This window comes from Paraburkholderia sp. FT54 (assembly GCF_031585635.1).
GTDB lineage: Bacteria > Pseudomonadota > Gammaproteobacteria > Burkholderiales > Burkholderiaceae > Paraburkholderia.
Genome location: NZ_CP134195.1, coordinates 1,946,322 through 1,969,378, shown reverse-complemented (window position 1 = coordinate 1,969,378; position 23,057 = coordinate 1,946,322). Strand labels below are relative to the sequence as shown.

Below are 23,057 nucleotides of genomic sequence, written 5' to 3'. Positions count from 1 at the left end.
TGTTCGTGGGCGTGCCGCCGATTCCGGGCTAGCTGTAAGCCACTTTCCGGTTGATCACGATCCGCACAACCAGAATTTCAAGCAGGAATCTCTCATGTCCGATACGTCAACACTGCCGCTGCGAGTTCTGTTCTGCTGCGGCGTCACGCAGAATTTCTTCGACCTGCCGCGCGAGCAGATCGGCGAAGTCTGGCAGGCCTACGGCAAGATGCTGGCCGCGATCGAGTCGATGGAAGGCGTCAAGGTGCTCGGCATCATGGATGACGACCGCCTCACCGTGGGCCACGCCGACAACTCGCCGTGGACCTTCTACATCATGGCCGACGTGCGCGATTTCGACACCACCGTAGCCGTGTGCAACCTGTATCGCACCACGCCGGTCGGCGAATACAACCTGTGGCGGTTCGGCAGGATCGAAGCCCGTGTTGGACGCGCGCTGCAAGTGCCGCCGCAACATGCCAGTGCGGCTTGAGCATGACGGAGCGTGATGCGATGAACCCAAACCAGGATACGCTTGCCATGTTGACCGGGCGCCTCGCCGCGCTCGAAGCCGAATCAGCGGTGCGCCGCACGATGGCGCGCTATATGGCGCTGTGCGACGTGCCGTCCGGCGCGCTCGCAGGCGAGACGCTCGCGGCGCTCTTTTCCGCCGACGCCATCTGGGAAGGCATCGGCCCACAGTACGCGAGCAAGTTCGGCCGCCTGACGGGCCACGCCGGCATTCTCGCGATGCTCACGCGCTACCTGCCGCCGTCGCCGCATTTCTCGGTGAACGTGCACTTCCTCACTTCGGAAACCATCGACGTGCGCAGCGCGAGCGCAAAGGGTCGCTGGATCATGCTGCAGGCGTCGGGCTATGTCGATGCGCAAGCCGAATTGATCTCCGCGCGCCTCGAGGTGGATTTCGCGCCAGCGGGCAACGGCCGAGACTGGCTCATCACGCACTTTCGCACGGAGCGCCTGTTCGACGCGCCGTGGCAGGTCAATGGAAGGAAACCAAACCCATGAACGAGTTTATCCAGACGCTGTCATTAGGCGGTAGCGGTCCGAGCATCGCGATCAAGGACACGATCGACATCGCCGGTTACGCCACCACGGCTGCGAGTCGCGCACTGGCCGGGACGCCGCCCGCGCCACGGTATGCGCAAGTCGTCGAACGATTGCTTGCGGCCGGCTGGCACATCGTCGGCAAGGCCAACATGCATGAGCTGGCGTTCGGCATGACCGGCATCAACGACTACACCGGCACGCCGCGCAATCCGCAGGACGCGGCCCGCATTCCGGGCGGATCGTCGAGCGGGTCGGCGGCGGCGGTCGGACTGAAGCTCGCCGACGCCGCGCTCGGCACCGACACCGGCGGCTCGATTCGCGGCCCCGCCGCGTGCTGCGGCGTGATTGGTTTGAAGCCTACCTTCGGGCGCGTATCGCGTCTCGGCGTGGCGCCGCGAGAATCCACGCTCGATTGCGTCGGGCCGTTTGCACGCGACATGCGCATGCTCGTTGCCGCCATGCAGGCGATCACCGCGGACTTCGACGCGAACGCCGCGCATGTCTGGCAAGGCGCGTGCAAGGTCGGCATCGTGCAGGCCGAGGCCGCGACCGACATCCTCGAAGCCGTAACACGCGCGGCCGATAGAGCCGGCTGCGTCGCGCACCCGCTGCCGCTCGCCGGGCTTGCCGCCGCCTTCGACGCGGGCCTCGTCGTCATCAACGCCGAAACCTCGCGTGCGTTCGGCCATCTGGTGGCAAGCGGAAAACTCGGTGCGGATCTCGACGCGCGCCTGCGCGCCGCGGCCAACACCACCGCCGCGCAACTCGACGCAGCCGAACAGGTGCGCCGCCAATTCACGGCGGCGGTCGATCAGGCGCTCGAGAACGTCGATGTGCTGATTCTGCCCACGCTGCCCGCCTTACCGATCACACTCGAACAGGCACGCGGCGGCGCGCCGGTGATCGCGATGTCCTCGCTGATCCGGCCGTTCAATCTGAGCGGCCATCCGGCGTTGAGCTTGCCGTTGCCGATCGACAGTTCGCCGCTCAAGGCAGGTTTGCAGATCGTTGGACGCAAGGGTCAGGATGAGCAGGTGTGCGCCATCGCGGCGCGTTTCGAAGCCGCCCTTGCCGCTTGACCCACGCCTCGGGCCGCGCGAACAGCGGCCGTTTTTTTTCGAAGTGGAGTCGAGACAATGCAGAAAAGAGTCGTTCTTGTCACCGGCGCCGCGCGCGGCCTGGGCGCCGCGATCGCCACGCGCTTTCATGCGGCGGGTTACGCAGTCGCCATCGGCGATATCGCGTTCGAAGCAGCCACAGCCCTCGCGCGTGATCTGAGCGCCGACGGTTCCACTGCGTTCGCGCTGCATCTCGACGTCACCGCAAAAGAAGCATTCATCGCTGCGCGCGACGCGATCCTGCAACGCTGGGGGCGCGTCGATGCGTTGGTCAACAATGCTGGCGCCTCCAAAGTCGTGTCCGTGATGGACATTACCGCGGAGCAATTCGATCAGGTCATCAACGTCAACTTGCGCAGCGTGCTGTTCGGCTGCCAGGTGTTCGGCCAGCATTTCGCCGACGCGGGCGCGGGCCGCATCGTCAACATCGCGTCGCTGGCGGGACAGAACGGGGGAGCGGCAACCGGCGCGCACTATGCGGCGGCGAAAGGCGGTGTGATCACGCTCACCAAGGTCTTCGCGCGCGATCTCGGTGCTGCGGGCGTGACCGTCAACGCCATTTCGCCCGGACCGATGGATCTGCCGATCGTGCATGAAAGCGTCGCGCCCGACAAGCTGAAGGCGGTGATCGCGAACATTCCGGCGGGACGTCTAGGCTCGGCCGATTATGTCGCCGATGTCGCGGTGATGCTCGCCGCGGAAAATGCTTACTTCGCGAACGGCGCGTGCTGGGATGTGAACGGCGGGCTGTTCATGCGCTGATACGGATGCGTGGGTAGACCACAGCGGCATGCATCAACGCAGCATGCTGCTTGTGGCCGCATCGTCATCGCGCACCACCATCACCTCACGCACCGTCGCAGCGCGGCTGCGCAACCATCCATACCACCCTTCCATCCCCGCTCCGCTCTGCGCCGACACCTGAAGAATCTGCATCTCGGGATTGACACGTTTCGCGTACTCGATGCACCGCTCTACATCGAAGCGCAAATATGGCAGCAAATCGATCTTGTTCAGCAGCAACAGGGAACACGCGCGGAACATATGCGGATATTTGATCGGCTTGTCCTCGCCTTCAGTCACCGAAAGAATCAATACTTTTGCCGCTTCGCCGAGATCGAATAACGCCGGACACACCAGGTTGCCGACGTTTTCGATCATCACCACCGAATGCAACGGCGGGTCGAGTTGCGTCAGCGCCCTCGACGCCATCTCGGCGTCGAGGTGACAGCCGGTGCCGGTGTTGATCTGCACCACGCGCGCGCCGGTTGCGCGAATCCGCTCGGCGTCGTTGAGCGTGGCCTGATCGCCTTCGATCACAGTGAGCGGGAACGCGTGACCCAGATCGCGGATCGTTCGTTCCAGCAATGTCGTCTTGCCGGCGCCCGGCGAGCTCATCAGATTCAGCGCCAGTATCGAACGGCCGGCGAGCCAGCCGCGATTGCGCTCCGCCAGCAACTGGTTTTTTGCCAGAATGTCGCGTTCCAATGTGACCGATGTGCCATGTTCGACTTCATGGTGATGATCGTGTGCATGGTCATGCGCGTGATCGGGTGCATTCGAATGCACATTCGAATGCGCATGCGAGCGTGCATGTACGTGGCCGTCGTCATGCGCATGGTCATGATGATGCGCATGCTCATCCGGCTCAGACTGGCCGTGCGAGTGTGCATGCGAATGACCATGCGCGTGCACGCTCGCGCTCACGTGAGCATGAGCCTGCCCGCTTACTCGCCGATAGGCAGTTTCAGGCGAACCGCCGCCCGCGGCCTGCCGCTTCATCGCCTGCGGCTCCTCCAGATCGGTCACCGCCGCGCTCTGCGTGTTCGAGCATCCGCATGTCGTGCACATCACACCACCTCCATCTGCCGGATCTTCAACTGCTGGCCGGAAATCAGTTCGAGACTCTCGCTGCCGCAAGCGCATTGCCCGAACGGCACATCGACCGCGAGCGTCGCGCCACAGGTAAGACAACGCGCCTCGCCCGGTATCACGACGATATCCAGCGTCGCACCCTCCACCGCCGTGTCTTTCGCGCACACGTCGAAGCAGAACCGGATCGCCTCCGGCATCACCGCCGATAACTGCCCGATCTCCAGCGTCACGCGTCGGACGCGCGCGCCGTGCGCCTGTTCCGCGCAAATCTCGACGACGCTGCTCGCAATACTCAACTCGTGCACGGCGCGCTCCCTTTGGCCGCTCAGCAGATGCGCGGCAGTTGTTCGCCCACCAGCATATCGACGATGCGTTGCCCGCCGAACACGGTCCGCATGACGACGAGCCCGCGCGCATCCGCCTCGCTCCGTTCAACCACACCGATCGCCGCAGCCTCGCGTCCCGCCGGATGCGCGCGCATGACGGCCAGCACGCGTTCGGCGGCATCGGCGGGCACGACGGCCACCAGCTTGCCTTCATTGGCCAGATACAGCGGATCCAGCCCGAGAATTTCGCAGGCGCCCTGTACCTGTTCGCGCAACGGCAGCGCGGCTTCCTCGATCCGTATCGTCACGTTCGAACTTTGCGCGAATTCGTTGAGCACGGTCGCAACGCCGCCGCGCGTCGCATCGCGCAGACAGCGAATCCGCGGGCACGCGTCGAGCATCGCCGCGATCAGGCCGTTCAGGGGCCGACAATCGCTCTCTACGTCGGCTTCGAGTGCAAGCTGTTGACGCGCCACCAGAATCGCCGCGCCGTGATCGCCGAGATAGCCGTTGACGATCACCACGTCACCCGGACTTGCATTGCGCGCTGAGATCGCGACATCGGGCCGCACCACGCCAATGCCCGCGGTGTTGATGAACAGCTTGTCCGCGCAACCGCGTTCCACCACTTTAGTGTCACCCGTGACGATCGCGACGCCGGCTTCGAGCGCGACGCGCTGCATGCTCGCCGCGACGCGGCGCAGCAGATCGACGGAGAAGCCCTCCTCGATCACCACCGCGCACGTCAGATAGAGAGGCGTCGCGCCGCACACCGCCAGATCGTTCACCGTACCGGACACGGCCAGCGTGCCGATGTCGCCACCGGGGAAGAACAGCGGATCGACCACGTAACTATCGGTCGTCAAGGCGAGCCGGTCGCCGTGCGCGGCGAGATCGGCAAGCGCGAAGACGGCCTGATCTTCCAGCGCCGCGAGCGTGGGATTGTCGAAGGTCGAGACGAACACGTCTTCAATCAGATCGCGCATTGCGCGGCCGCCGCTGCCGTGCGCCAGATTGACGGAAGCGTCTCGCACGCGCCGCACGCGATGCGGTGTGCCGGGTTCGATGGAAGTGGCGGCGCGGTCGTTCACAGGCCGCCTCGCGCGGTGGAGGTGGCGAGCGCGTCGGCCGTCGCTGCCGCCCCGGCCAGGCCGCCGGCACCAGGACATGCCGCGCCCGCACTGGTGGCCGACGCTACCGCTTGGCGCGCGAGGCGGCGCTCATCGATACGCGACGTATCAATCCGTCCGTAGTTGTAATACGCGGCACAAGCGCCCTCGCTCGACACCATCAGCGAACCGAGCGGCGACTCGGGCGTGCACGCGGTGCCGAACACCTTGCATTGATGCGGTTTGATCACGCCCTTGAGCACCTCGCCACATTGACAGGCTTTCGGATCCGCGATCTTCAGGTTCGGCACCGCGAACTTGCGCTCCGCATCGAATCCCGCAAACGCCTCGCGCATGCGCACGCCGGAATGATCGATCGAGCCGAGTCCACGCCACTCGAAGAACTCGCGCGTCTCGAACACGCGCGCCACCGCCGACAACGCCTGCGCGTTGCCATCCTCAGGCACGATGCGGCCGTACTGGTTCTCGACCTCGCAGCGGCCATCCGCGATCTGCCTGAGCACCATCCACATCGATTGCAGCACGTCGAGCGGTTCGAAGCCGGCCACCGTAATCGGCTTGCGATAATGCCGCGCGATGAAGTCATACGGCCGCGTGCCGATCACCATGCTGACATGTCCGGGCCCGAGAAAGCCGTCGAGGTGCAAGTCCGGCGAATCGAGAATCGCCTTGATGGTCGGAATGATCGTGATGTGATTGCAGAACAGCGAGAAATTCGTGACCTCTCGCGCGTGCGCCTGCAAGACGGTCATGGCGGTGCTCGGCATCGTCGTCTCGAAGCCAAGGCCGAAGAAGATCACCTCGCGTTGCGGATTGAGTTGCGCGATCTTCAATGCGTCGAGCGGCGAATAGACCATGCGCACGTCGGCGCCGTCGGCTTTCGCCTTGAGCAGGCTTTTCTTCGAACCGGGCACGCGCATCGCGTCGCCGAACGTCGTGAAAATCACCTCCGGGCGCTCCGCCAGCGCGACGCAATCGTCGACGCGGCCCATCGGTAGCACGCACACCGGGCAGCCGGGACCGTGCACGAACTCCACGGCGTCCGGCAGCAGTTGCTGGATGCCGTAGCGGAAAATCGTATGCGTGTGGCCACCGCACACTTCCATGATTTGCAACGGCCGTTGCTTCGCGCGTTCGATGCGCGACACCAGCGCGCGGATCTCCCTCGCGAGCGTTTTCGCCTTCTCCGGGTCGCGAAACTCATCGACATATTTCATGGCGTGCCTCCCGCAGCCGCCGTGGCCGAAGCGCCGAGACCGCCACGGTCGTCGGCGAGCAGCGTATGCACGAGGTCCCACAGAATGTGATAGATCGCGACATGCGTTTCCTGCACGCGATGGATGCTGTCGCTTCTCACCACGAGGCAATGATCGAGCGCGGCGCTCGTCGCCATGCGTCCGCCGTCGTGACCGGAGAGTCCGACGGTCAGCAGTTCCATTTCTTTCGCCTTCGCGAACGCGGCCAGCAGGTTCTCCGAATTGCCGCTCGTCGACACGCCGATCAGCGCATCGCCGCGCCGCGCCTGCGCCACCAGTTGCCGGACGAAAATGTGATTGAAGCCGACGTCGTTGCCGACCGCCGTCAACATGGCCATGTCGGCGACGAGATTGATGGCGGTGAGCGCGGGGCGTCCCGTCGTCACGGGATGCAGAAATTCGACGGCGATATGCGCCGCGTCGCAACTCGAACCGCCGTTGCCCATCGCGAAGAGCCGGCCGCCGCGGCGATACACGTCGGCAATGGCGTGAGCAACGCGCACGACCTCGGGCGCGCTTTCCTCGAAGAAACGCGTCTTCGCGTCCACGCTGTCCTGTGCCTTGCGACGCACCGATTCGAGCAGGGCGGCGTCGAGCCGCTGCGCGTCCTGATGCGCGCCATGCAGGAACGGATACAGCGCTTGCAGCGATTCATGTTCGGGCATGACCGGTCTCCGTGTGCTGGCGGGAGCGCGCTCACGGCGCGCCGCTCAGCTCATCCATCTCGCCCTGCGCGACGCCCAGTTCGTGCAGCAGCGCAAGCGTGCGCGCCGCTTCCTGCTCGTCGAGCCGGCTCATCGCAAAGCCGACATGCACCAGCACCCATTCGCCGACGCACGCGCTCGCCGGCCGGTCTGCGTCGGTCACGAACGCGATGTTGATCACGCGCCGCACACCGCCGACGTTGACGAGCGCGAGATCGTTCGCCGCATCCGTCACTTCGACGATCTGCCCTGGGATGCCTAAACACATGTCGCTCTCTCCTCTGCCCCATGCAAACCCTCAAGCCTCGCCGCGCTGCCGCGCCGCCGCGACGACCGCCTGCCCGAGCGACAATCCACCGTCGTTGGCCGGCACCTGGCGGTGCGTCAGCACGCGAAACCCTGCTTCGCCAAGGCGCGTGACAACCTGCTCGAACAGGATGCGGTTCTGGAACACGCCACCCGATAGCGCGACGCTGCGCGCGTCGGCCGGACCAGTCAGCAGATCGGCAAGACACTCCACCATGCGCACGATCGCAATCGCCACGCCCTTGTGAAAACGCGCCGCAATCACGGGCACGGGCGTACAGCGCAGCAGATCGTCCAGCAAGGCTTCCCACATCGGCCGGGGTTCGATGCAGCGCAAGCCGCCCGGCATGGTGTTGGTCAACTCGAACGGATAGGCATGCGCGTCGCTATCGTTGCGCAGCGTGTGCTGATCGACCAGCGCCTCCAGTTCGATCGCGGCCTGGCCTTCGTAAAGCACACGCTCGCGGCACACGCCGAGCGTGGCCGCCACCGCGTCGAACAGACGCCCAGCCGAACTCGCGAGCGGGCTGTTCACGCGCTGCGCGATCATCGAGTCGAGCGCGGCGCGCGGACGGCTGCCCAGGAACTGCTGCATGTCCAGACCGCTGTAGTGGCGCGTAAAGCCATGCCAGTCGAAAGCCGCCCGCAGATGCGCGTAGGCATTGCGCCACGGCTCGTCGATAGCGCGCGTGCCGCCCGGCATCGCGACCGGCTTGAAGCGGCCGAGCCGCGTATAGCCGCGATAGTCGGCCAGCATGAATTCGCCGCCCCACAGTGTGCCGTCGTCGCCGTAACCCAGGCCGTCGAGCGCGACGCCGAGCATCGGCGAGGCATCGAAGGCGACGCCGTTTTCCGCCATGCACGCAGCGAGATGCGCGTGGTGATGCTGCACTTCGACCACCGGAATCCGCGAGGCTTGCGCGAGCTCGTAGCCGATCTTGCGCGACAGATACTCCGGATGCAGGTCGAGCGCGACCACCTGCGGTTCATGCTCGAACAGACGCAGATACTGCGCCACCGCGCGGCGATAGTCCGCATACGTCAGCGCGTCTTCCAGATCGCCGATGTGATGCGAGACGATCGCCTGCGCGTCGTGCGCAAGGCAGAAGGTGTTCTTGAGCTCGCCGCCCATCGCCAATACCGCGGGGGTGTCGGCGAAACCTTCGGGCAACAGCAGCGGCGCCGGCGCATAGCCGCGCGCGCGCCGCACGATCCGCGCGCTCCCCTGCACCACGCGCGCCACGGAATCGTCGACCCGGCGCGAAATGTCGCGATCGTGCATCAGGAATACATCGGCGATACGGCCGAGCCGCGCGCGGGCGTCCGCGTTGTCGATGCACGGCGGCTCGTCGCTGGTATTGCCGCTCGTCATCACGAGCGCGGAATCCGTCGACTCCGTCAGCAGCCGATGCAGCGGCGTGGACGGCAGCATGAAGCCCAACGTGCCGACGCCCGGCGCGACACTCGGCGCAACGCATTCGGCGCCGTCGGCGGACATGATCACGATCGGTCCGCCCGCGCTCGCGAGCAGCGCGCGTTCGGCTTCGGTCGGCGTGCAATACCGGCGCACGGCTTGCAGATCGCGCGCCATCAGGGCGAAGGGTTTGCGCTCGCGCCGCTTCAGCCGCCGCAGACGCGCGACCGCGGTTTCGTCGCCCGCATCGCAGGCCAGTTGAAAACCACCTAGGCCCTTGATCGCGACGATCGCGCCGTGCCGCAACAACTGGCTCGCCGCGCGGCACGGGTCGTCGCCGTTGACACGGGCGCCGTCGCGGCTCTCCAGCCAGACACGCGGGCCGCATGCCGGGCACGCAACCGGTTGCGCGTGAAAGCGCCGGTCAGCGGGATCGTCGTATTCCGCGCGACACGCGTCGCACATGGCGAACGCCGCCATCGTCGTATTGGCGCGATCGTAGGGAATGGCCTGCACGATCGACAGCCGCGGTCCGCAGTGCGTGCAGTTGGTAAACGGATAACGGTAGCGGCGGTTCGCCGGGTCGGCGAGGTCCGCCGCGCAGTCGGCGCAGATCACCGCGTCGGGCGTGACGCCGGTTTGCACATGGCCGCTCACGCTCGGCACGATACGAAAGTCGTTCGCCTCGGCCGCCGCGTTCAACTGATGGCGCTCGATCGCGTCGATGCGCGCAAGCGGCGGACACTCGGCGCTCAGGCTGTCGATGAAGCGCTGCAGCGTCCACGCGTCGCCCCATGCATGAATCAGCACGCCGTCGCTGTCGTTGCACACGTCGCCGACCACGCCGCAGGCATGCGCGAGCCGCCACACGGTCGGCCGGAAGCCGACGCCCTGCACCAGTCCGCGCACGCGGATTTCTTCGCCGACCGGTCCCACGACCGCCGGATGCTGCGTCGAACCCTGCCCGCCGGGCTGTGCATGCGTGCTCATAGCCATCTCCCTGGCTGTTGTCGCCTACATGTTGCGGATGCGGATATAGCGCTTGATGTCCTTCATATTCGCCAACACGCCGACCACCAATGCCGGCAACAAGAGATACTTCAGGAATCCTTTCATGATGTCTCCCGCTTCGGTTATTTCACACCGTATCGCTGGCGTGCCGGCGCACCCGGTATGTCAGGCCACGCGCACGGCGCGCTGTGCCAGCCTCGCCGTCACGAGCCGCACCACCACCTCGGCGGCCTGCTCCACCGCGGCCGCCACGGGGCGGCTCAAACTCATCCGTCCTTCTTCGCCCTCTTCGCAACCGAAGTCCTGCGGCTCGCAGCCGAGCACGACAATGTCCTCGCAACCGCCGCCGAGCATGCGCACGGTTTGCAGCACCTTGGCCGGGTCCATCTCGTGCGGTGACATCAGGATCGGGACGGCATAGGGATCGCCGTTTGCAGCGCCGTCCAACTCTTCGAGAGACGGCTCGATCACATACAGCGTGCCAGGCGCGCCGCCACGCTGCGTCGCGTCGATCAGGATCGCGCTGTCCACGCCGTCGAGCAGCGCGTAACACAGATCGACGCCGCGAATGCCGAAGTCCGCGACGCTCACGCCCGCCGCGAATGCCGGCAACTCGCCCGCGGCCAACTGTTCCTGCAAACGCCGCACCACTTCGACGCCAAAGCCGTCGTCGCCGAGAAACACGTTGCCGATGCCGGCCACCAGGATCGCGCTCATACCAGCCCCCGCCGGGAGCCGGCAGCGTGGCCGAGCGGCTCGATCTCATCCGGGCCGAAGAAGAACCGATGGCCCGGCATGCGCTGCTCGCCGAAGTCCTTGCCGGGGTCGTCGTCGATGGTCACGGCAACATGCACGTGGTCGTCGAAATCGCGTTCGATCGATTCGATCGTCGCGACCATGCCGCTCAGCGCGATATCGAAGATGTCCGCGCGGCCGCGCGGGCGCAAGCGCACCTGATCGCCGATGCGAATCTCCACGCCCGCGACCCGCACACACGCGAGATGCGGTCGCGCATCGAGTTCGGCCCACGGCGAGACGGGCATGGCGATCTGCGTCGCGCAGACGGAGGCACCCACGCTCGCCGCGTCGAGCGCGCGCACTTGCCGCAAGGTGCCGTGCAGCTTGCGCATCTGCTCGGCGTCCAGACCTTCGGTGCGCGCGAGCAAGGCGCGAGCGCGCTCGTCGGTGGCGATCACTTCGCGCTTTTCTTCGTCCGTCATGGTGAGAATGCGCAGCGTGAGAATTTCATCGATCTCCGTGGCGTCGAACAGATCGCCGGCGCTCTCGGGCGCGATCTGCGGGAAATCGTAGAGGATGATCGGCGAGGCGAGCATGGTGTCGGGCCGCTGTTCATCGCCGACCAGCACCGGCCATACGCCGATATTGCGGCATGCGGCCGACGCCGCCGCGAGCTCGTCGGGTGGATCGATCGACGAGATCCATGTGCCGCGGTCGATGGTCAGCACGGTATGGCACGAGACCAGCGCATACAGCGAAGCGGCGTCGCGCGTAAGGCTGCGCGCATGATCGAGCGGCGTCTCGTTGACGATGCGCACTTTCAGCCGGTAGACACCCGCCGCCACGCCCGCCGCGCTTACTTCGACGCGGCCTTGCAACGCCGCGCGCGTGCGGCGCAACGCGCCACGCAGTGTGCCGTGCCGGTCCGCCAGCGGTTCAAGTTCGTTGCCGCCGTCGAATGAAAAGGGCATATCGCGCGGCGCGTCCAGCAATTCGCCCAGCGCCAGTACGGGCAGCGCGAGGTGCCGTTCAGCCGCTTCCTGCCACGGCGTATAGCGCCGTTCGTCGATATCGAGCACGGGCACCGTGCGCCACGCGGGCTCGCCCGACTCCGGCCGCACCGCGGCGTTCTCCGATACGTCCAGCACCGTCCGTTCGATCACCTGCAAAAATCCGGGACGCACTGCCACGCGCGTGTGCTCGCCGCCGCGCAGCAGACACTCGCTTTGCGTCACCCACGGATCGCTGCCGGATGCCTCCGCATAGGCGCGCGGATACACGCCGCCGAAGGTCCAGCGCTGCCGGTTCTTCACCGAAGTCGGGCGGTACGGATACAGCATGTAGCCTTCGTACAGCACCGCCTGCACCACGCTCTCGACCGCGTTCACGATATGTCCTCCTCGAGCTTGTCGAGCAGGCTCGTGACCGCCTGCTCCCAACTCGTCAGACCCCCGCGGGTTTTAAAGCGCGAGAGGCGATCGAATACATCGCGGTGCAGGCACAGCCACGCGCCGTTCGGGTAATAGCGAGCCATCATGTCGCGCCATAGCGCCACCGGCAGACGGTACGGCGCCTCCTTGTGCCACGGAATCGGCGCGGCCTGCAACGCGCCATCGGCTTCGCGATAGAACACCGTGCCGCTGAACTGCAGCATCAGCGGAATCTCGCCCTCTTCGAGTCCGTGAAAATATTTGGTGGCGGCCACATTGAAGTCGTAGCTGCAAGGCACGGGCAAATCGAGCGTGCATTCGCCGGTAAAGGGCGGCACGACCGCCGACGTATGGGTCCACAGCATCGTGCGTAACGTGTCTCCCCAACGCGGTGGAATGCCGAACAGGTCTTCGAGACCGTACTGCTCGGCGGGCGCGTAGCGGCGTTTCGTGGCCTCGATCTGGATCTGGCATTGCAGCGTGATGCTGGCAATCTCGCGGCGCGCCGATGTACCCGTCGCCGCATCGACGATATGCAGCCTGAACACCAGTAGCGGCGCCGCGGCAAACGGCGCCATTTCCGCCGCCTCGACGGTGAATCCGAGATCAGGCATGGAGCAGGCCCTCCGGTACGCGGCCCAGGGTCTTCAGCGCGGCGAAGAAACGATGAATCGCGTCCCACGCCTGCCGTCCGCCCGATATGCCGCGCCAACGCGCGCGAATCACGCCGGTCAGCGCATAACATTGGTCGATCGGCACACGGTAGTACTCGCGCGCGCCCTCGCTGCGGTTCACGAGCAGCGCCTCGACGTCGGGCTCGAGTTGCGCGAGCCATGGATTATCGGCGACGAGTTCGGTCCACGCCTGCAGATCCAGCAGCGATTGCGTGCCGCCTGCTGGTCCGGGATAAAACGCGACGATACGTTGCGCCGAACTGTCGTGAAAGAAGAAAGCAATATCGATGGGAATCGCCAGCGCGTCCCACTGCGCGTCGCTCATGCAAAAGCCGTTGAGATAACGCGCGTCGCGCGGTACTGGCCGATAGCGCGCATTCTGCTGGCTGCCGAACAGCAGTGCGCAGGCACGGCAGCAGCAATGCAGTGTCCGTTTGCCGATTTCGAACAGATGAGGATGATCGGCCAGCAGCAGCGCGCCGCACAACTCGCAGTGTGTGTCATCGGCTCGGCTCACGAAATGGCGCACGCCCGCGACCCAGCCGCGCGTCGGGGCGGCGGCGGGCGTCATTGCGCGCCGGCCTCGGTCCGGCGGGCTACCTCGGTTTGCTCTGGGTGCGCTTCGGTGTGCACCTCAGTGCGCGCACCAGGCACGAAGCGCAGTTCATGCACATTGACGTCCTGCAAGCCGGCAATATCGACGCGCATCGCCTCGGGCGCCGCCTCGAAAATCACAAGTTCGATTTCCTGCTGCAATTCGCCAACCGAGTTGTGCTTTCCTTGCAGCCGCCCGGCCACTTTCACGCGCACCGCTTCTTCGGCGGCGTCGAGCAATTCGATCTGGATGCCCTGCACGCCGAGCAGCGGCCGCATCTTCTCCACCGCGCGCGACACGCGCGTCGGCAGGTCTTGCGGATGCAAACCGTGCAACAGCAGCAGCGCCGATACACTGGCATCGCGTTCGAACGCTTCGACCATGGCGTCATCCATCGCACCGGCGCACGAGACGATTTCGATCAGGCGCGCGAGCCCGCTAGCGTGCAGATCGAGCACAACCTGCAGCAGTTCCTGGGCACTCTCGCGCGCACGCGGATCGTCGAGCGATTCGAGCGCCGCAATCAGTTCCTCGATGCGGCGTTGCTGGGCGGCGACCGCACGCTGGTCGCTCAGCTGGGCGCTCACGTATGCGCTCCCTGCATCACGCCGAAGGTCGGCGAATGCGAGGTGTCGATGGTCTTGCCGTTGCCCACATACATATGCACGCCGCACGGCACGCATGGATCGAAGCTGCGCACGGCGCGCATGATGTCGATGCCCTTGAACCTGTCGGGACCGTTCTCTTCGAAGATCGGCGTGTTCTGCACCGCGTCTTCATAGGGTCCGGGCGTGCCGTAGATATCGCGTGGATTGGCGTTCCACGGCGTAGGCGGATATGGATGATAGTTGGCGATCTTGCCCTCGCGGATCACGAGGTGATGCGAGAGCACGCCGCGCACCGCCTCATGGAAGCCGCAACCGAGGCCTTCTTCCGGCACGGTGAAATCGCTGAACGTGCGGGTGCGCCCCGCGTGCAATTCGGCGAGCGCCTGCTCCGCGAAATACAACGCCGCCGCTGCCGAATAAGCCTGAAAATACGTGCGGGCGCGATCGCGTTCGAGCGCGTTGCTCCACTTCGGAATCTTCCACTCGAATTCGACTTCGGGCTTGAGCGCGGTCTTCGGCAAATAGATCTTCACGCTGTGACCGGTCGCCTTGATATAGCCGATATCCACCAGTCCCGCCAACGCAGTGGCCCACAGGCGCGCAATCGGACCGCCGCCGGTATCGAGCGCGAGGTGGTCGCCCGTGCGTTTGTCGAGCCAGCGCGGCGACATCACCCACGTATAGTTGCCGTCGAATTTGCGCTTCTGCGGATGCGGCAGCGTGGTCTGATTCCACGGATGCTTGCGGTCCACCGGATTGCCGAGCGGGTCGTTCTTTACGAAGGTTTCTTCGTGATCCCAGTCGTCGTAATAGGAGCTGCCGAGCAGGATGCGGATGTTCAGGTTGATGTCGACGAGGTCGGTCGTGACCAGTTCGCCGTCCACCACCACGCCTGGCGTGACGAACATGCCGCGGCCCCATTGCGTCATGGTGTTGTAGTTGTAATCGCACACGTTCGGGTCCTGGAACGAACCCCAGCAGCCGAGCAGTACACGGCGCCGGCCCACCTCTTCATAACCGGGCAGTGCCTCGTAGAAGAAGTCGAACAGATCGTCGTGCAGCGGCACGACCTTCTTCATGAACTCCACGTATTTCATCAAACGCGTGATGTAGTCGGTGAACAGCTGAATGGTCGGCACAGTGCCCACGCCGCCCGGATACAGCGTCGACGGATGCACGTGGCGTCCTTCCATCAGGCAGAACATTTCGCGCGTATAGCGGCTCACCATCAGCGTCTCGCGGTAGAACTCGCCGGTAAACGGATTGAGCGCGGTCATGATCTCCGCGATCGTCTGATAGCCGTGCTTGTCCGCGTGCGGCGCCGGCGTTTTCTGCGCCTTGGCCCACACGCCCGGATTGGTCTCCTTGACCATCGTCTCGCAGAAGTCCACGCCCACCAGGTTGTCCTGGAAGATGTTGTGATCGAACATGTATTCAGCCGCTTCGCCGAGATTGACGATCCACTCGGCGATCATCGGCGGCTTCACGCCGTAGGCCATGTTCTGCGCGTAGACCGAACAGGTCGCGTGATTGTCGCCACAGATGCCGCAGATCCGGCTCGTGATGAAATGCGCGTCGCGCGGGTCCTTGCCCTTCATGAAAATGCTATAGCCACGAAAGATCGACGACGTGCTGTAGCATTCCGCCACCCGGCGGTTCGCAAAATCGATCTTGGTGTAAATCCCCAGACTGCCGACGATCCGCGTGATCGGATCCCAGTTCATTTCGACCAGCTTGCCCGGTGCTGCCTGGGTGGTGCGGGTCGCTTCAGGTGCGGTGCTGACGGCCATGACCTTCTCCTGCTGACGACACTGACGACACTGACTGCGCGAATTCCGCCCGCTCAGCGACGGTAACCGGTGGTGAGTTCCGAACGGTTGTGACGCCATTTCGGCTCATCGTTGAGCGTGTTTTTTGTCAGCTTGCGCAAACTGCGGATCAGCGGGCCATAGCTCCTGATCAGATTGGACGACAGCACCGCGCCGGGCGGCTCGTCCATGAACGGCATGAACTTGTCCGGGAAGCCCGGCATCGTGCAGCCGATGCAGATGCCGCCCACGTTCGGACAGCCGCCCATGCCCGCCATCCAGCCGCGTTTGGGCACGTTGCATTGCACGACCGGTCCCCAGCAGCCGAGCTTGACGATGCAGTTCGGGCTGCCGTATTCGGTCGCGAAGATCGCCTGCTCGTACGAACCCGCCCGGTCGCAACCATCGTGCACGGTGCGGGTGAACAGCCACTTCGGCCGCAACGCATCGTCGAGTGGAATCATGGGCGCGAGGCCCGCGAGTTGATACAGCAGATACAGCAGCGTCTCCATGAAGTTGTCCGGCTGCACCGGACACCCAGGCACGTTGACGATAGGCAAGCCCGCTTTCGACTTCCAGTCCCAGCCGAGATAATCGGCGAGACCCATGCAGCCGGTCGGGTTGCCTTGCATCGCGTGAATGCCGCCATAGGTCGCGCAGGTTCCCGCGCCGACCACCGCCAGCGCGCGCGGCGCGAGCCGGTCGAGCCATTGCGGAATCGTGATCGGGTCGCCCGTATCGGGGTCGGTGCCCAATGCGGCCCAATAACCCTCGCGATTGATACGCTCATTGGGAATCGAGCCTTCCATCACCAGCACGAAGTTGTCCAGTTCGCCACGCGCGGCCTGATGAAACGGTTTGAGAAACTCAGCGCCGTTTTCATACGCCAGTACGGGATTGTGTAAATGCACCTTCGGCAAGCCGGGAATCGCGCCGAGAATCACGTCCTCGATGCTGGGCTGGGTGGCGGCCGTAATGGACACCGAATCGCCGTCGCAGCCGAGGCCCGCGGTGATCCAGATGATGTGCACTTCCTTGAGGGCCGGCGCGTGCTGAGTCTTGCGCCCATAGGGGACGTTGTCTGCTTCTGCCATGATGTGTCTCCACTGCGTTCACGTTCTTTTGGACAGACAAAGATACGTGGCGAGCGCCGCACGGCAGTCACGTGTCCAGCAATCGATCGGGGTAATTTCCGCTTGAGGGGGCGGTTAAAAGGATCGGATTTGCTGCATGTTTTCGTTTGAATGGTGCTCATCGCAATGAGCCCGAAAAACTTTTTCGAGTATAGTTCAGCGATTCGGAATAACCCAATTTTCATAGCTTATTCGCGAAGCTTCGCGCATTGCGATAGCCGCATCCACACGCCTTATTCAATTCTCTGACGATAGCCCTTAAGGGTTTGAGCCAGGCCTTGCTGTCATTGCATCGCAATCAGGAGCGTATCTCTATCTCCCCGATTCGCCGCCATTTGTAGACCGCCGCGGACAATAACCAGGCGGACGCGAAGACCCCGACGATCGCATAACCGAGCATTCCGAAGTTATCGTTGAGAACCGCCACCGTCTGCCAGAATCCGCCACTCAGATGCAGCTTGTCGACGACCAGCCCAAGGCCTTCGATGCTGCCGATCAGCAGCGCCACCAGCACCGAAATCGTCGTGATGGTGAGGTTGTAGTAGAGCTTGCGGACCGGCTTCACGAATGCCCAGCCGTAAGCGCCCAGCATGAGCATGCTGTCGGTGGTATCGATCAGGGTCATGCCCGCCGTAAACAGCACCGGAAACACGAGGATCGACCAGATCGACATGCCTTGCGCGGCGCCCGCCGCGGAAATGCCGAGCAAGCCGACTTCGGTCGCGGTATCGAAACCGAGGCCGAACAGGAAGCCGAGCGGGTACATGTGCCAGCTTCGTGTGATCAGGCGGAAGAGCGGCCGGAAGAGGCGCGCCAGGAAGCCGCGATTGGCGAGCAGCATGTCGAGATCTTCGTCGACGCAGGGTTCGCCGCGGCGCACGCGCCGAAACGCGCGCAGCACCGAGCGCTGCACGATGAGGTTCAGCAGCGCGATGGCGAACAGGAAAAACGTCGAGACGAGCGTGCCGATCATCGCGCCCGTTTCCCTGAACCCGTTCAGTTGAGTTTGCAAGGCCATGGCGGTGACGGCAATGCCGAGCGTCGCCAGTACGACGATGGTGGAGTGGCCGAGCGAGAACATCAACCCTGCCGTCAGCGGACGCTGGCCGGACTGCATGAGCTTGCGCGTGACGTTGTCGATGGCGGCGATGTGGTCCGCGTCCACGGCGTGCCGCAAACCGAACGAGTACGCCAGCAGACAGGAACCCATCAGCAGCGGATAGCCGCGAAACGCCATGAAGGCCGCGAGCCACGCGGCGAGATTGAAGGTCAGTAGCAACGCGTAGAGCCATGCGATCCGCCGGCGCTGATATCCGGGCTTCGCTGCGGGGAGCGCCTTCACGAACTCCGTCATGTGTTCTTCTCCCCGAAGGCGAGGACGGCTGCGTTGCACGGCTAGGCGCTCGATGCGTCTTTTCGATAATAGACCTTTTCAGACGCTGCGCCATCGCTCGATGGATGACGCAGCGCATCACCGCTTCGGGCTACTTCACATTGAACGCGTAGTCGCCATGGGTGCGATGTCCGTCCGACGCCACGGCCACCCAATGCACCGTGTAGTGACCCGCCGCGAGCGGCGGCAAGGGCACGACGATCAGCGCCGGTTGATGCGCATCGACCGCGGCCTTCTGCGTGTTGACCTGCTTGCCGCTCGCGTCGGTCACCGTCAGCGAGCTGAACGCCGCTTCGAGCGGCCCGTCGAAAATCACCCGCACCTGAGCGGGCGATGCTACCGTCGCGCCTGCTCCCGGCTCCTGCTTTTGAGGGAATACATGCGCGAAGGCCCCGCTCGCGAGTGCGAGACCGGCAAACAGCGCCGTTAGCTTCGCGGTAGCGCCGAACCCGCGCAAGCGTTGGTGTTTCATCATCGTGCCATTCATCATCACTCTCCTGCTTTACTGGAACAGCGGTTTGCCGATCGTGGTCGGCGCGACATCGTCGAAGAAGATATGCGCCTGGACCAGAATGCCCACATGCGAGCCGCTCGCGCGATTGATCGGGATTTGCGCCTCCACGCCGAACTGTCCATAACGGTTGATCCAGATAAAGCCTGGATTGACCGTGCCGGTCGTCTGCCCCTGGCTGCGGGACAGCGGAATCTCCACCAGCGGAATCAGATTGGCGAACGGCTGCGGCAGGCCGACATCGCGCACATGCTGCTGCAGATACGGCAAGCTGTATTGCAGGGTGAAGCCGTAGTTGAACGCGTTCGGCTGTCCCGCGCCGGTGGTCAGCGCCGGTCCCGCTTCACCCGTGATGGCGATCGGCCGCAGATACGCCAGCGAGTCGGGCAGATCGCCCATGCCCTTGCCGGCAAAGACGGTCGGCGAGATCGTCGAGAAGTTGTCGGCGATCGCGCGGCTGCCCGTGCCGCCGAGTTCGGCCTCCACGCCGATCGAGGTCATGAACTCGTGCGCGTCGTTGACGTACAGCAGGTACTTCAGGCCAACGCCGAAGTTGTCGAAGCCGTGCGCCTGCGGATTGTTCTGCATTGCATAGGTGCCGTCGACGGATACCGCGAGCCGCGGCGTGATCAGCTTGTCGTACTCGAAGTCGAAGGTGTTGATGCTCTGGTCGCCGTTGTCGCCCGGCACGCGTTGATGGCCGAACTCGAAGTTGGCTTCGTCCCCGACGCCGGGGTCGTCGACGGCCATCGTCGCTGGGAAGACGCGGTTGCCCGCAATCGCGTGTGCACTGGCCGGTGAAGATGCGCACAACAATGCGCTGGCGGTGGCTGCGGCAAGCGTTGCCGCGCGCAGCGGTTGCCCGCTGCGCGTTCTTTGGATAGGCATGATTCATCCTGTTTCATGGGTCGTGACACTGCCGGCGCGCACAGTCGCGTGGACGCGCGGCGGCAACCGCGATGCATTCGATGCATCGCGCCGTGGTGACTCGAATCAGGATGCGAACGGAGGGGCGCGGGGTTGAGCGGGGGTGAGCGGCTCGACGCGGCGCACGCTCTCGAAGCGGGTCGCGACGGTGTGCTGCAAAGCGCGGACGGTGACGACGAACAGTGCCTCGACGCTCGGCACGACGGGCATGTGGGCAAGCAGGCTGCAGTAGCCGCAGGCGTCGCCGTCGGACATGACGGTGTGAGGGGTGTGTTTGCCGCCTGTCTGATCGGCCGCGTTGGACGCGACCGATGTCGCGTCCGGCGTGTCGTCCTGCATCGAGTCCATCGAGTCCATCGAGTCCATCGAACCCATGGACGCCATCGACGGCATGTCGCAATGCTCGGCTGACATGGCGCTTTCATCGCTGCGTGCGGCGAGCGTGTGCGAGATCGTCGGCGCGAGCGAGGCCATCAGGATCGCGAACAATCCCAGCCAACTGCCGATCTTCCGATAGAAACGACTCACGATGCGCCCGGCGACACGAAGGGGAAGCTGTCGCGGATTATGCCATGACCAACCCCGCAGTCCGGTCGTGACAGCGGCAGTTATGCTGGGCATTTCACTCGCGCGCCGCGTAGGCAGCGCGCGTCTTCGAACGTGCCGCGTCGGCCACCACACCGGCAAGAGCTTCGCGGGCCGCCCGGTCAATAGAGCAAACTGCCGACGGCAAACCCGCCGCGGACAGTGGACAATGCGATCATCCCGGCTCCCGGCACGGAGTATCCATGAAAGCGCAGCGCGTGCGTCCCCCGCATTTTCCCGGCGAAGAGCCGCATGCCGAGTGGCGCGATCACACCCTGCTCTATGCCGTCGTGGCCGCGCTCATCATACTCATGGTCACGCTGGTCGTCTGGCTGGTCGATCCGGCGCCGCCCAAGACGATCACCCTGAGCGCCGGTCCGCATGACAGCTCGTTTCTGGTCGCCGCCGAGCAGTACAGGAAGATCCTCGCCCGCAACGGCATCAAGCTGAACGTGCTGGAGTCCGACGGCTCCGTGCAGAACCTGCAACGTCTGCTGGACCCGAAGCAGCACGTCGACGTCGCGCTCGTGCAAGGCGGTGTGGCCGACGGCCACGACACCTCATCGCTGATGTCGCTCGGCAGCGTGTTTTATATTCCGGTGGTGGTGTTCTATCGCGGCACGGGCCTGAGCCAGCTTTCGCAACTGGAAGGCAAACGGATCGCGGTGGGCCGCGAAGGGAGCGGCACGCGCCTGCTGGCCCTCAAACTGCTGGATGCCAACGGCATCGAGCCGGGCGGCGACACCACGCTGGTGCCGAGCGACGGCTTGCAGGCCGCCACCCAACTGGTCGCGGGCGACGTGGACGCGGCGATCCTGAACGGCGACTCGGCCACGCGCGGCCTGATGCTGCGCCTGCTCAAGGTGCCCGGCGTGTCGGTGATGAACTTCGCCGAAGCGAGCGCCTATACGCGTCTGTTTCCCTATCTGGACCAGATCGACCTGCCGGCCGGCGTGCTGGATCTGCGGCGCAGGATTCCGCCTGAAACCGTGCATCTGATCAGCCCGACCGTCGAACTGGTGGCGCGCACCACGTTGCATCCGGCCATCTCCGATCTGCTGATCGAAGCGGCACAGGAGGTGCATGGCATGCCGGGCCTGTTGCAGCGCGCGGGAGAATTTCCGAGTCCGGTCGCGCGTGAATATCAGATCAGCGAGGACGCGCAGCGCTACTACAAGACGGGCAAGAGCTTTCTGTACCGCACGCTGCCGTTCTGGCTGGCGAGCATCGGCGACCGCACGCTGGTTCTGCTACTGCCGATGGCCGTGCTGCTGTTCCCGTCCATGCGGCTGATTCCGGCGCTTTACCGCTGGCGGGTGCGCTCGCGCATCTATCGTTATTACGGTTCGCTGATTGCGATCGAACGCGGCGCGCTCGCCGATTCGACCGAGGATGAGCGCAAACGGCTCTTCGCGGAACTGGATCAGATCGAGGATTCGTTGAATCGGCTGCGCATGCCGCTCGCTTACGCCGACGCGTTCTATGTGCTGCGCGAACACGTCGGCTTCGTGCGCAGCCGGCTGGGGGCTGCGTCGCGGCAAGGCAGCCACCCCTAGGCGGGGTGGCGGGTTTTACGCTTCGCGAGTGGCCGGCGAGGTCGCCGGTTCAGCGGCGGCTTCGTGGGCGGTTTCGTGGACCGCCGGCGTATCCGTCGAGCCGGTCTGCGCACTGCCCGCTTCGCCCGCTTGCGAGGCCGCGACGGCCTCGGCCGGCGCATTCGCTGTCCCGGCTGACGCATTCGGCGCTTCGGCCGGCGCGTTCGCTGCCTCGGCGGCGGGCTGAGCGCCCGCTTCCGTGGCCGCTTCGGCGGTCGCGTTTGCATGCGCGTTCGGCGCGCCGGCTGCCGCCTTCGCACCCTTGCCCGCGCGATGCGCCTGCAGACGCTGCGCGCCCGCGGCCTCCTGCGCCGTGACCTTGCCCGCCTCCGCGCCCGTCAGATCGACGCGAGCCGCGCCTTCCACGAGACATTTCCAGTAGCGGCTGCCACGGCACCACGTCTTGATCGCGTCGCGCAATTCGGCTTCGCTCAACGACAGTTCCTTAGCGTGCGCCACGAGGTCTTCGAAAATACCGACCTTGAGCGGCAGCTTGGGCGCCGGATTCTTGGGGAAGGCAATGGGGAAGCGCTTCTGCAGCCGCCCGATCGATTTCACCACCGGGTCCACCGGCTTCGCCTCCACCACCGGTTTGGCGTCGGACGCAGCGGCGGGCGCGGCGGCAGGCGCAGCACGGCGCGGCGGCGCGGGCTTGCGGGCCGGCCTCGCGCCCGGCTTGGAAGCATCCTTGGCAGCCGGCTTGGCAGCAGGCTTGGGAGCGTCCTTCGAAGCAGGCCTCGAGCCAGGCTTCGCGCCGGACTTCGCGGCAGGCGCAGCCTCGCGGCGAGCCGCGGCCAATTGCTTCTTCAATTCAGCGAGTTGTTCGAAACCCATAGCGCACAATCGATCGAGAAAGACGAGATTGTAGCA

Annotated in this window: 25 protein-coding genes; 5 read left to right on the top strand and 20 right to left on the bottom strand. The window is 64.8% G+C overall.

The features are described from left to right. Positions 1-94: 94 nt before the first annotated feature. The 4 genes from RI103_RS09235 to RI103_RS09220 are packed head-to-tail and all read left to right on the top strand — an operon-like array spanning position 95 to position 2,930. Entirely contained in the window at positions 95-472 is a 378-nt protein-coding gene (locus RI103_RS09235; RefSeq protein WP_310815031.1) for a hypothetical protein, read from the top strand. Positions 473-492: 20 nt separating this feature from the next. After that, a complete protein-coding gene (locus tag RI103_RS09230; RefSeq protein WP_310815030.1) occupies positions 493-1,008 on the top strand; it encodes a nuclear transport factor 2 family protein in 516 nt (171 codons plus the stop codon). Continuing rightward, the gene (locus RI103_RS09225; protein ID WP_310815029.1) at positions 1,005-2,129 is read left to right on the top strand and encodes an amidase; all 1,125 of its coding nucleotides are present in this window, start codon (positions 1,005-1,007) and stop codon (positions 2,127-2,129) included. The genes RI103_RS09230 and RI103_RS09225 overlap by 4 nt, the downstream gene beginning before the upstream one ends. Positions 2,130-2,186: 57 nt before the next feature. Then, on the top strand, positions 2,187-2,930 hold the full coding sequence (locus tag RI103_RS09220; protein WP_310815028.1) for an SDR family oxidoreductase: 744 nt from the start codon (positions 2,187-2,189) through the stop codon (positions 2,928-2,930). Positions 2,931-2,963: 33 nt separating this feature from the next. Here RI103_RS09220 and hypB read toward each other — a convergent pair whose 3' ends face one another. The 19 genes from hypB to RI103_RS09130 form a co-directional block, all read right to left on the bottom strand. Continuing rightward, complete coding sequence (gene hypB / locus RI103_RS09215) at positions 2,964-4,019, bottom strand: hydrogenase nickel incorporation protein HypB (RefSeq protein WP_310815027.1); 1,056 nt, start codon at positions 4,017-4,019, stop codon at positions 2,964-2,966. Then, positions 4,019-4,348 carry a hydrogenase maturation nickel metallochaperone HypA gene (hypA, locus tag RI103_RS09210; RefSeq protein WP_310815026.1) on the bottom strand — a complete coding sequence of 110 codons (330 nt, stop codon included), beginning with the start codon at positions 4,346-4,348 and terminating at the stop codon, positions 4,019-4,021. Before hypA ends, hypB begins: the two co-directional genes overlap by 1 nt. A 20-nt stretch (positions 4,349-4,368) precedes the next feature. After that, positions 4,369-5,460 (bottom strand): hydrogenase expression/formation protein HypE, encoded by a 1,092-nt coding sequence (gene hypE / locus RI103_RS09205; RefSeq protein WP_310815025.1) that lies wholly within the window; start codon positions 5,458-5,460, stop codon positions 4,369-4,371. Then, entirely contained in the window at positions 5,457-6,716 is a 1,260-nt protein-coding gene (gene hypD, locus RI103_RS09200) for a hydrogenase formation protein HypD (protein ID WP_310815024.1), read from the bottom strand. The genes hypE and hypD overlap by 4 nt, the downstream gene beginning before the upstream one ends. Continuing rightward, positions 6,713-7,420, bottom strand: coding sequence for an SIS domain-containing protein (locus RI103_RS09195; RefSeq protein ID WP_310815023.1), 708 nt, complete (start codon positions 7,418-7,420; stop codon positions 6,713-6,715). Before RI103_RS09195 ends, hypD begins: the two co-directional genes overlap by 4 nt. A gap of 31 nt (positions 7,421-7,451) precedes the next feature. After that, positions 7,452-7,727: a HypC/HybG/HupF family hydrogenase formation chaperone gene (locus RI103_RS09190; protein WP_310815022.1), complete on the bottom strand. Its 276-nt coding sequence runs from the start codon at positions 7,725-7,727 to the stop codon at positions 7,452-7,454. Positions 7,728-7,757: 30 nt separating this feature from the next. Beyond that, a complete protein-coding gene (gene hypF / locus RI103_RS09185; RefSeq protein WP_310815021.1) occupies positions 7,758-10,169 on the bottom strand; it encodes a carbamoyltransferase HypF in 2,412 nt (803 codons plus the stop codon). A 24-nt stretch (positions 10,170-10,193) separates the two neighbouring features. Next, positions 10,194-10,295, bottom strand: coding sequence for a DUF6893 family small protein (locus RI103_RS39620; protein ID WP_370707810.1), 102 nt, complete (start codon positions 10,293-10,295; stop codon positions 10,194-10,196). A 60-nt stretch (positions 10,296-10,355) separates the two neighbouring features. Further along, positions 10,356-10,907 (bottom strand): hydrogenase maturation protease, encoded by a 552-nt coding sequence (locus RI103_RS09180; RefSeq protein WP_310815020.1) that lies wholly within the window; start codon positions 10,905-10,907, stop codon positions 10,356-10,358. Then, entirely contained in the window at positions 10,904-12,316 is a 1,413-nt protein-coding gene (locus RI103_RS09175; protein WP_310815019.1) for a hypothetical protein, read from the bottom strand. The genes RI103_RS09180 and RI103_RS09175 overlap by 4 nt, the downstream gene beginning before the upstream one ends. Next, positions 12,313-12,972 (bottom strand): DUF6084 family protein, encoded by a 660-nt coding sequence (locus RI103_RS09170; RefSeq protein WP_310815018.1) that lies wholly within the window; start codon positions 12,970-12,972, stop codon positions 12,313-12,315. The genes RI103_RS09175 and RI103_RS09170 overlap by 4 nt, the downstream gene beginning before the upstream one ends. Continuing rightward, positions 12,965-13,603: a DUF5947 family protein gene (locus RI103_RS09165; protein ID WP_310815017.1), complete on the bottom strand. Its 639-nt coding sequence runs from the start codon at positions 13,601-13,603 to the stop codon at positions 12,965-12,967. Before RI103_RS09165 ends, RI103_RS09170 begins: the two co-directional genes overlap by 8 nt. Then, positions 13,600-14,214: a NifU family protein gene (locus RI103_RS09160; protein ID WP_310815016.1), complete on the bottom strand. Its 615-nt coding sequence runs from the start codon at positions 14,212-14,214 to the stop codon at positions 13,600-13,602. Before RI103_RS09160 ends, RI103_RS09165 begins: the two co-directional genes overlap by 4 nt. Further along, the gene (locus tag RI103_RS09155) at positions 14,211-16,025 is read right to left on the bottom strand and encodes a nickel-dependent hydrogenase large subunit (RefSeq protein WP_310815015.1); all 1,815 of its coding nucleotides are present in this window, start codon (positions 16,023-16,025) and stop codon (positions 14,211-14,213) included. The genes RI103_RS09160 and RI103_RS09155 overlap by 4 nt, the downstream gene beginning before the upstream one ends. A 53-nt stretch (positions 16,026-16,078) precedes the next feature. Then, the gene (locus RI103_RS09150; protein WP_310815014.1) at positions 16,079-17,137 is read right to left on the bottom strand and encodes a hypothetical protein; all 1,059 of its coding nucleotides are present in this window, start codon (positions 17,135-17,137) and stop codon (positions 16,079-16,081) included. 337 nt (positions 17,138-17,474) lie between these two features. After that, positions 17,475-18,530: a HoxN/HupN/NixA family nickel/cobalt transporter gene (locus tag RI103_RS09145; protein ID WP_310815013.1), complete on the bottom strand. Its 1,056-nt coding sequence runs from the start codon at positions 18,528-18,530 to the stop codon at positions 17,475-17,477. A gap of 130 nt (positions 18,531-18,660) precedes the next feature. Further along, complete coding sequence (locus RI103_RS09140; RefSeq protein WP_409076969.1) at positions 18,661-19,044, bottom strand: copper resistance protein CopC; 384 nt, start codon at positions 19,042-19,044, stop codon at positions 18,661-18,663. Between the two features lie 27 nt (positions 19,045-19,071). Further along, entirely contained in the window at positions 19,072-19,968 is an 897-nt protein-coding gene (locus RI103_RS09135; RefSeq protein WP_310815012.1) for a hypothetical protein, read from the bottom strand. Between the two features lie 105 nt (positions 19,969-20,073). Next, positions 20,074-20,535: a DUF2946 domain-containing protein gene (locus RI103_RS09130; protein WP_310815011.1), complete on the bottom strand. Its 462-nt coding sequence runs from the start codon at positions 20,533-20,535 to the stop codon at positions 20,074-20,076. A 260-nt stretch (positions 20,536-20,795) separates the two neighbouring features. On the opposite strand from RI103_RS09130, the gene RI103_RS09125 reads away from it, so the two are divergent. Continuing rightward, positions 20,796-22,148 carry a TAXI family TRAP transporter solute-binding subunit gene (locus tag RI103_RS09125; protein ID WP_310815010.1) on the top strand — a complete coding sequence of 451 codons (1,353 nt, stop codon included), beginning with the start codon at positions 20,796-20,798 and terminating at the stop codon, positions 22,146-22,148. 15 nt (positions 22,149-22,163) lie between these two features. Here the strand turns inward: RI103_RS09125 and RI103_RS09120 are convergent, their stop codons facing one another. After that, positions 22,164-23,021 carry a ProQ/FinO family protein gene (locus tag RI103_RS09120; protein ID WP_310815009.1) on the bottom strand — a complete coding sequence of 286 codons (858 nt, stop codon included), beginning with the start codon at positions 23,019-23,021 and terminating at the stop codon, positions 22,164-22,166. Positions 23,022-23,057 lie beyond the last annotated feature (36 nt).

Coding starts and splice junctions, on each gene's coding strand:
- RI103_RS09140 (WP_409076969.1), bottom strand. CDS start 19,044: ATGATGAAACACCAACGCTTGCGCGGGTTCGGCGCTACCGCGAAGCTA.
- RI103_RS09150 (WP_310815014.1), bottom strand. CDS start 17,137: ATGGCAGAAGCAGACAACGTCCCCTATGGGCGCAAGACTCAGCACGCG.
- RI103_RS09195 (WP_310815023.1), bottom strand. CDS start 7,420: ATGCCCGAACATGAATCGCTGCAAGCGCTGTATCCGTTCCTGCATGGC.
- RI103_RS09190 (WP_310815022.1), bottom strand. CDS start 7,727: ATGTGTTTAGGCATCCCAGGGCAGATCGTCGAAGTGACGGATGCGGCG.
- RI103_RS09230 (WP_310815030.1), top strand. CDS start 493: ATGAACCCAAACCAGGATACGCTTGCCATGTTGACCGGGCGCCTCGCC.
- hypB (WP_310815027.1), bottom strand. CDS start 4,019: ATGTGCACGACATGCGGATGCTCGAACACGCAGAGCGCGGCGGTGACC.
- RI103_RS09180 (WP_310815020.1), bottom strand. CDS start 10,907: ATGAGCGCGATCCTGGTGGCCGGCATCGGCAACGTGTTTCTCGGCGAC.
- RI103_RS09165 (WP_310815017.1), bottom strand. CDS start 13,603: ATGACGCCCGCCGCCGCCCCGACGCGCGGCTGGGTCGCGGGCGTGCGC.
- RI103_RS09145 (WP_310815013.1), bottom strand. CDS start 18,530: ATGACGGAGTTCGTGAAGGCGCTCCCCGCAGCGAAGCCCGGATATCAG.
- RI103_RS09135 (WP_310815012.1), bottom strand. CDS start 19,968: ATGCCTATCCAAAGAACGCGCAGCGGGCAACCGCTGCGCGCGGCAACG.
- RI103_RS09120 (WP_310815009.1), bottom strand. CDS start 23,021: ATGGGTTTCGAACAACTCGCTGAATTGAAGAAGCAATTGGCCGCGGCT.
- RI103_RS09235 (WP_310815031.1), top strand. CDS start 95: ATGTCCGATACGTCAACACTGCCGCTGCGAGTTCTGTTCTGCTGCGGC.
- RI103_RS09220 (WP_310815028.1), top strand. CDS start 2,187: ATGCAGAAAAGAGTCGTTCTTGTCACCGGCGCCGCGCGCGGCCTGGGC.
- RI103_RS09125 (WP_310815010.1), top strand. CDS start 20,796: ATGAAAGCGCAGCGCGTGCGTCCCCCGCATTTTCCCGGCGAAGAGCCG.
- RI103_RS09225 (WP_310815029.1), top strand. CDS start 1,005: ATGAACGAGTTTATCCAGACGCTGTCATTAGGCGGTAGCGGTCCGAGC.
- RI103_RS09170 (WP_310815018.1), bottom strand. CDS start 12,972: ATGCCTGATCTCGGATTCACCGTCGAGGCGGCGGAAATGGCGCCGTTT.
- RI103_RS09155 (WP_310815015.1), bottom strand. CDS start 16,025: ATGGCCGTCAGCACCGCACCTGAAGCGACCCGCACCACCCAGGCAGCA.
- hypD (WP_310815024.1), bottom strand. CDS start 6,716: ATGAAATATGTCGATGAGTTTCGCGACCCGGAGAAGGCGAAAACGCTC.
- RI103_RS39620 (WP_370707810.1), bottom strand. CDS start 10,295: ATGAAAGGATTCCTGAAGTATCTCTTGTTGCCGGCATTGGTGGTCGGC.
- hypF (WP_310815021.1), bottom strand. CDS start 10,169: ATGAGCACGCATGCACAGCCCGGCGGGCAGGGTTCGACGCAGCATCCG.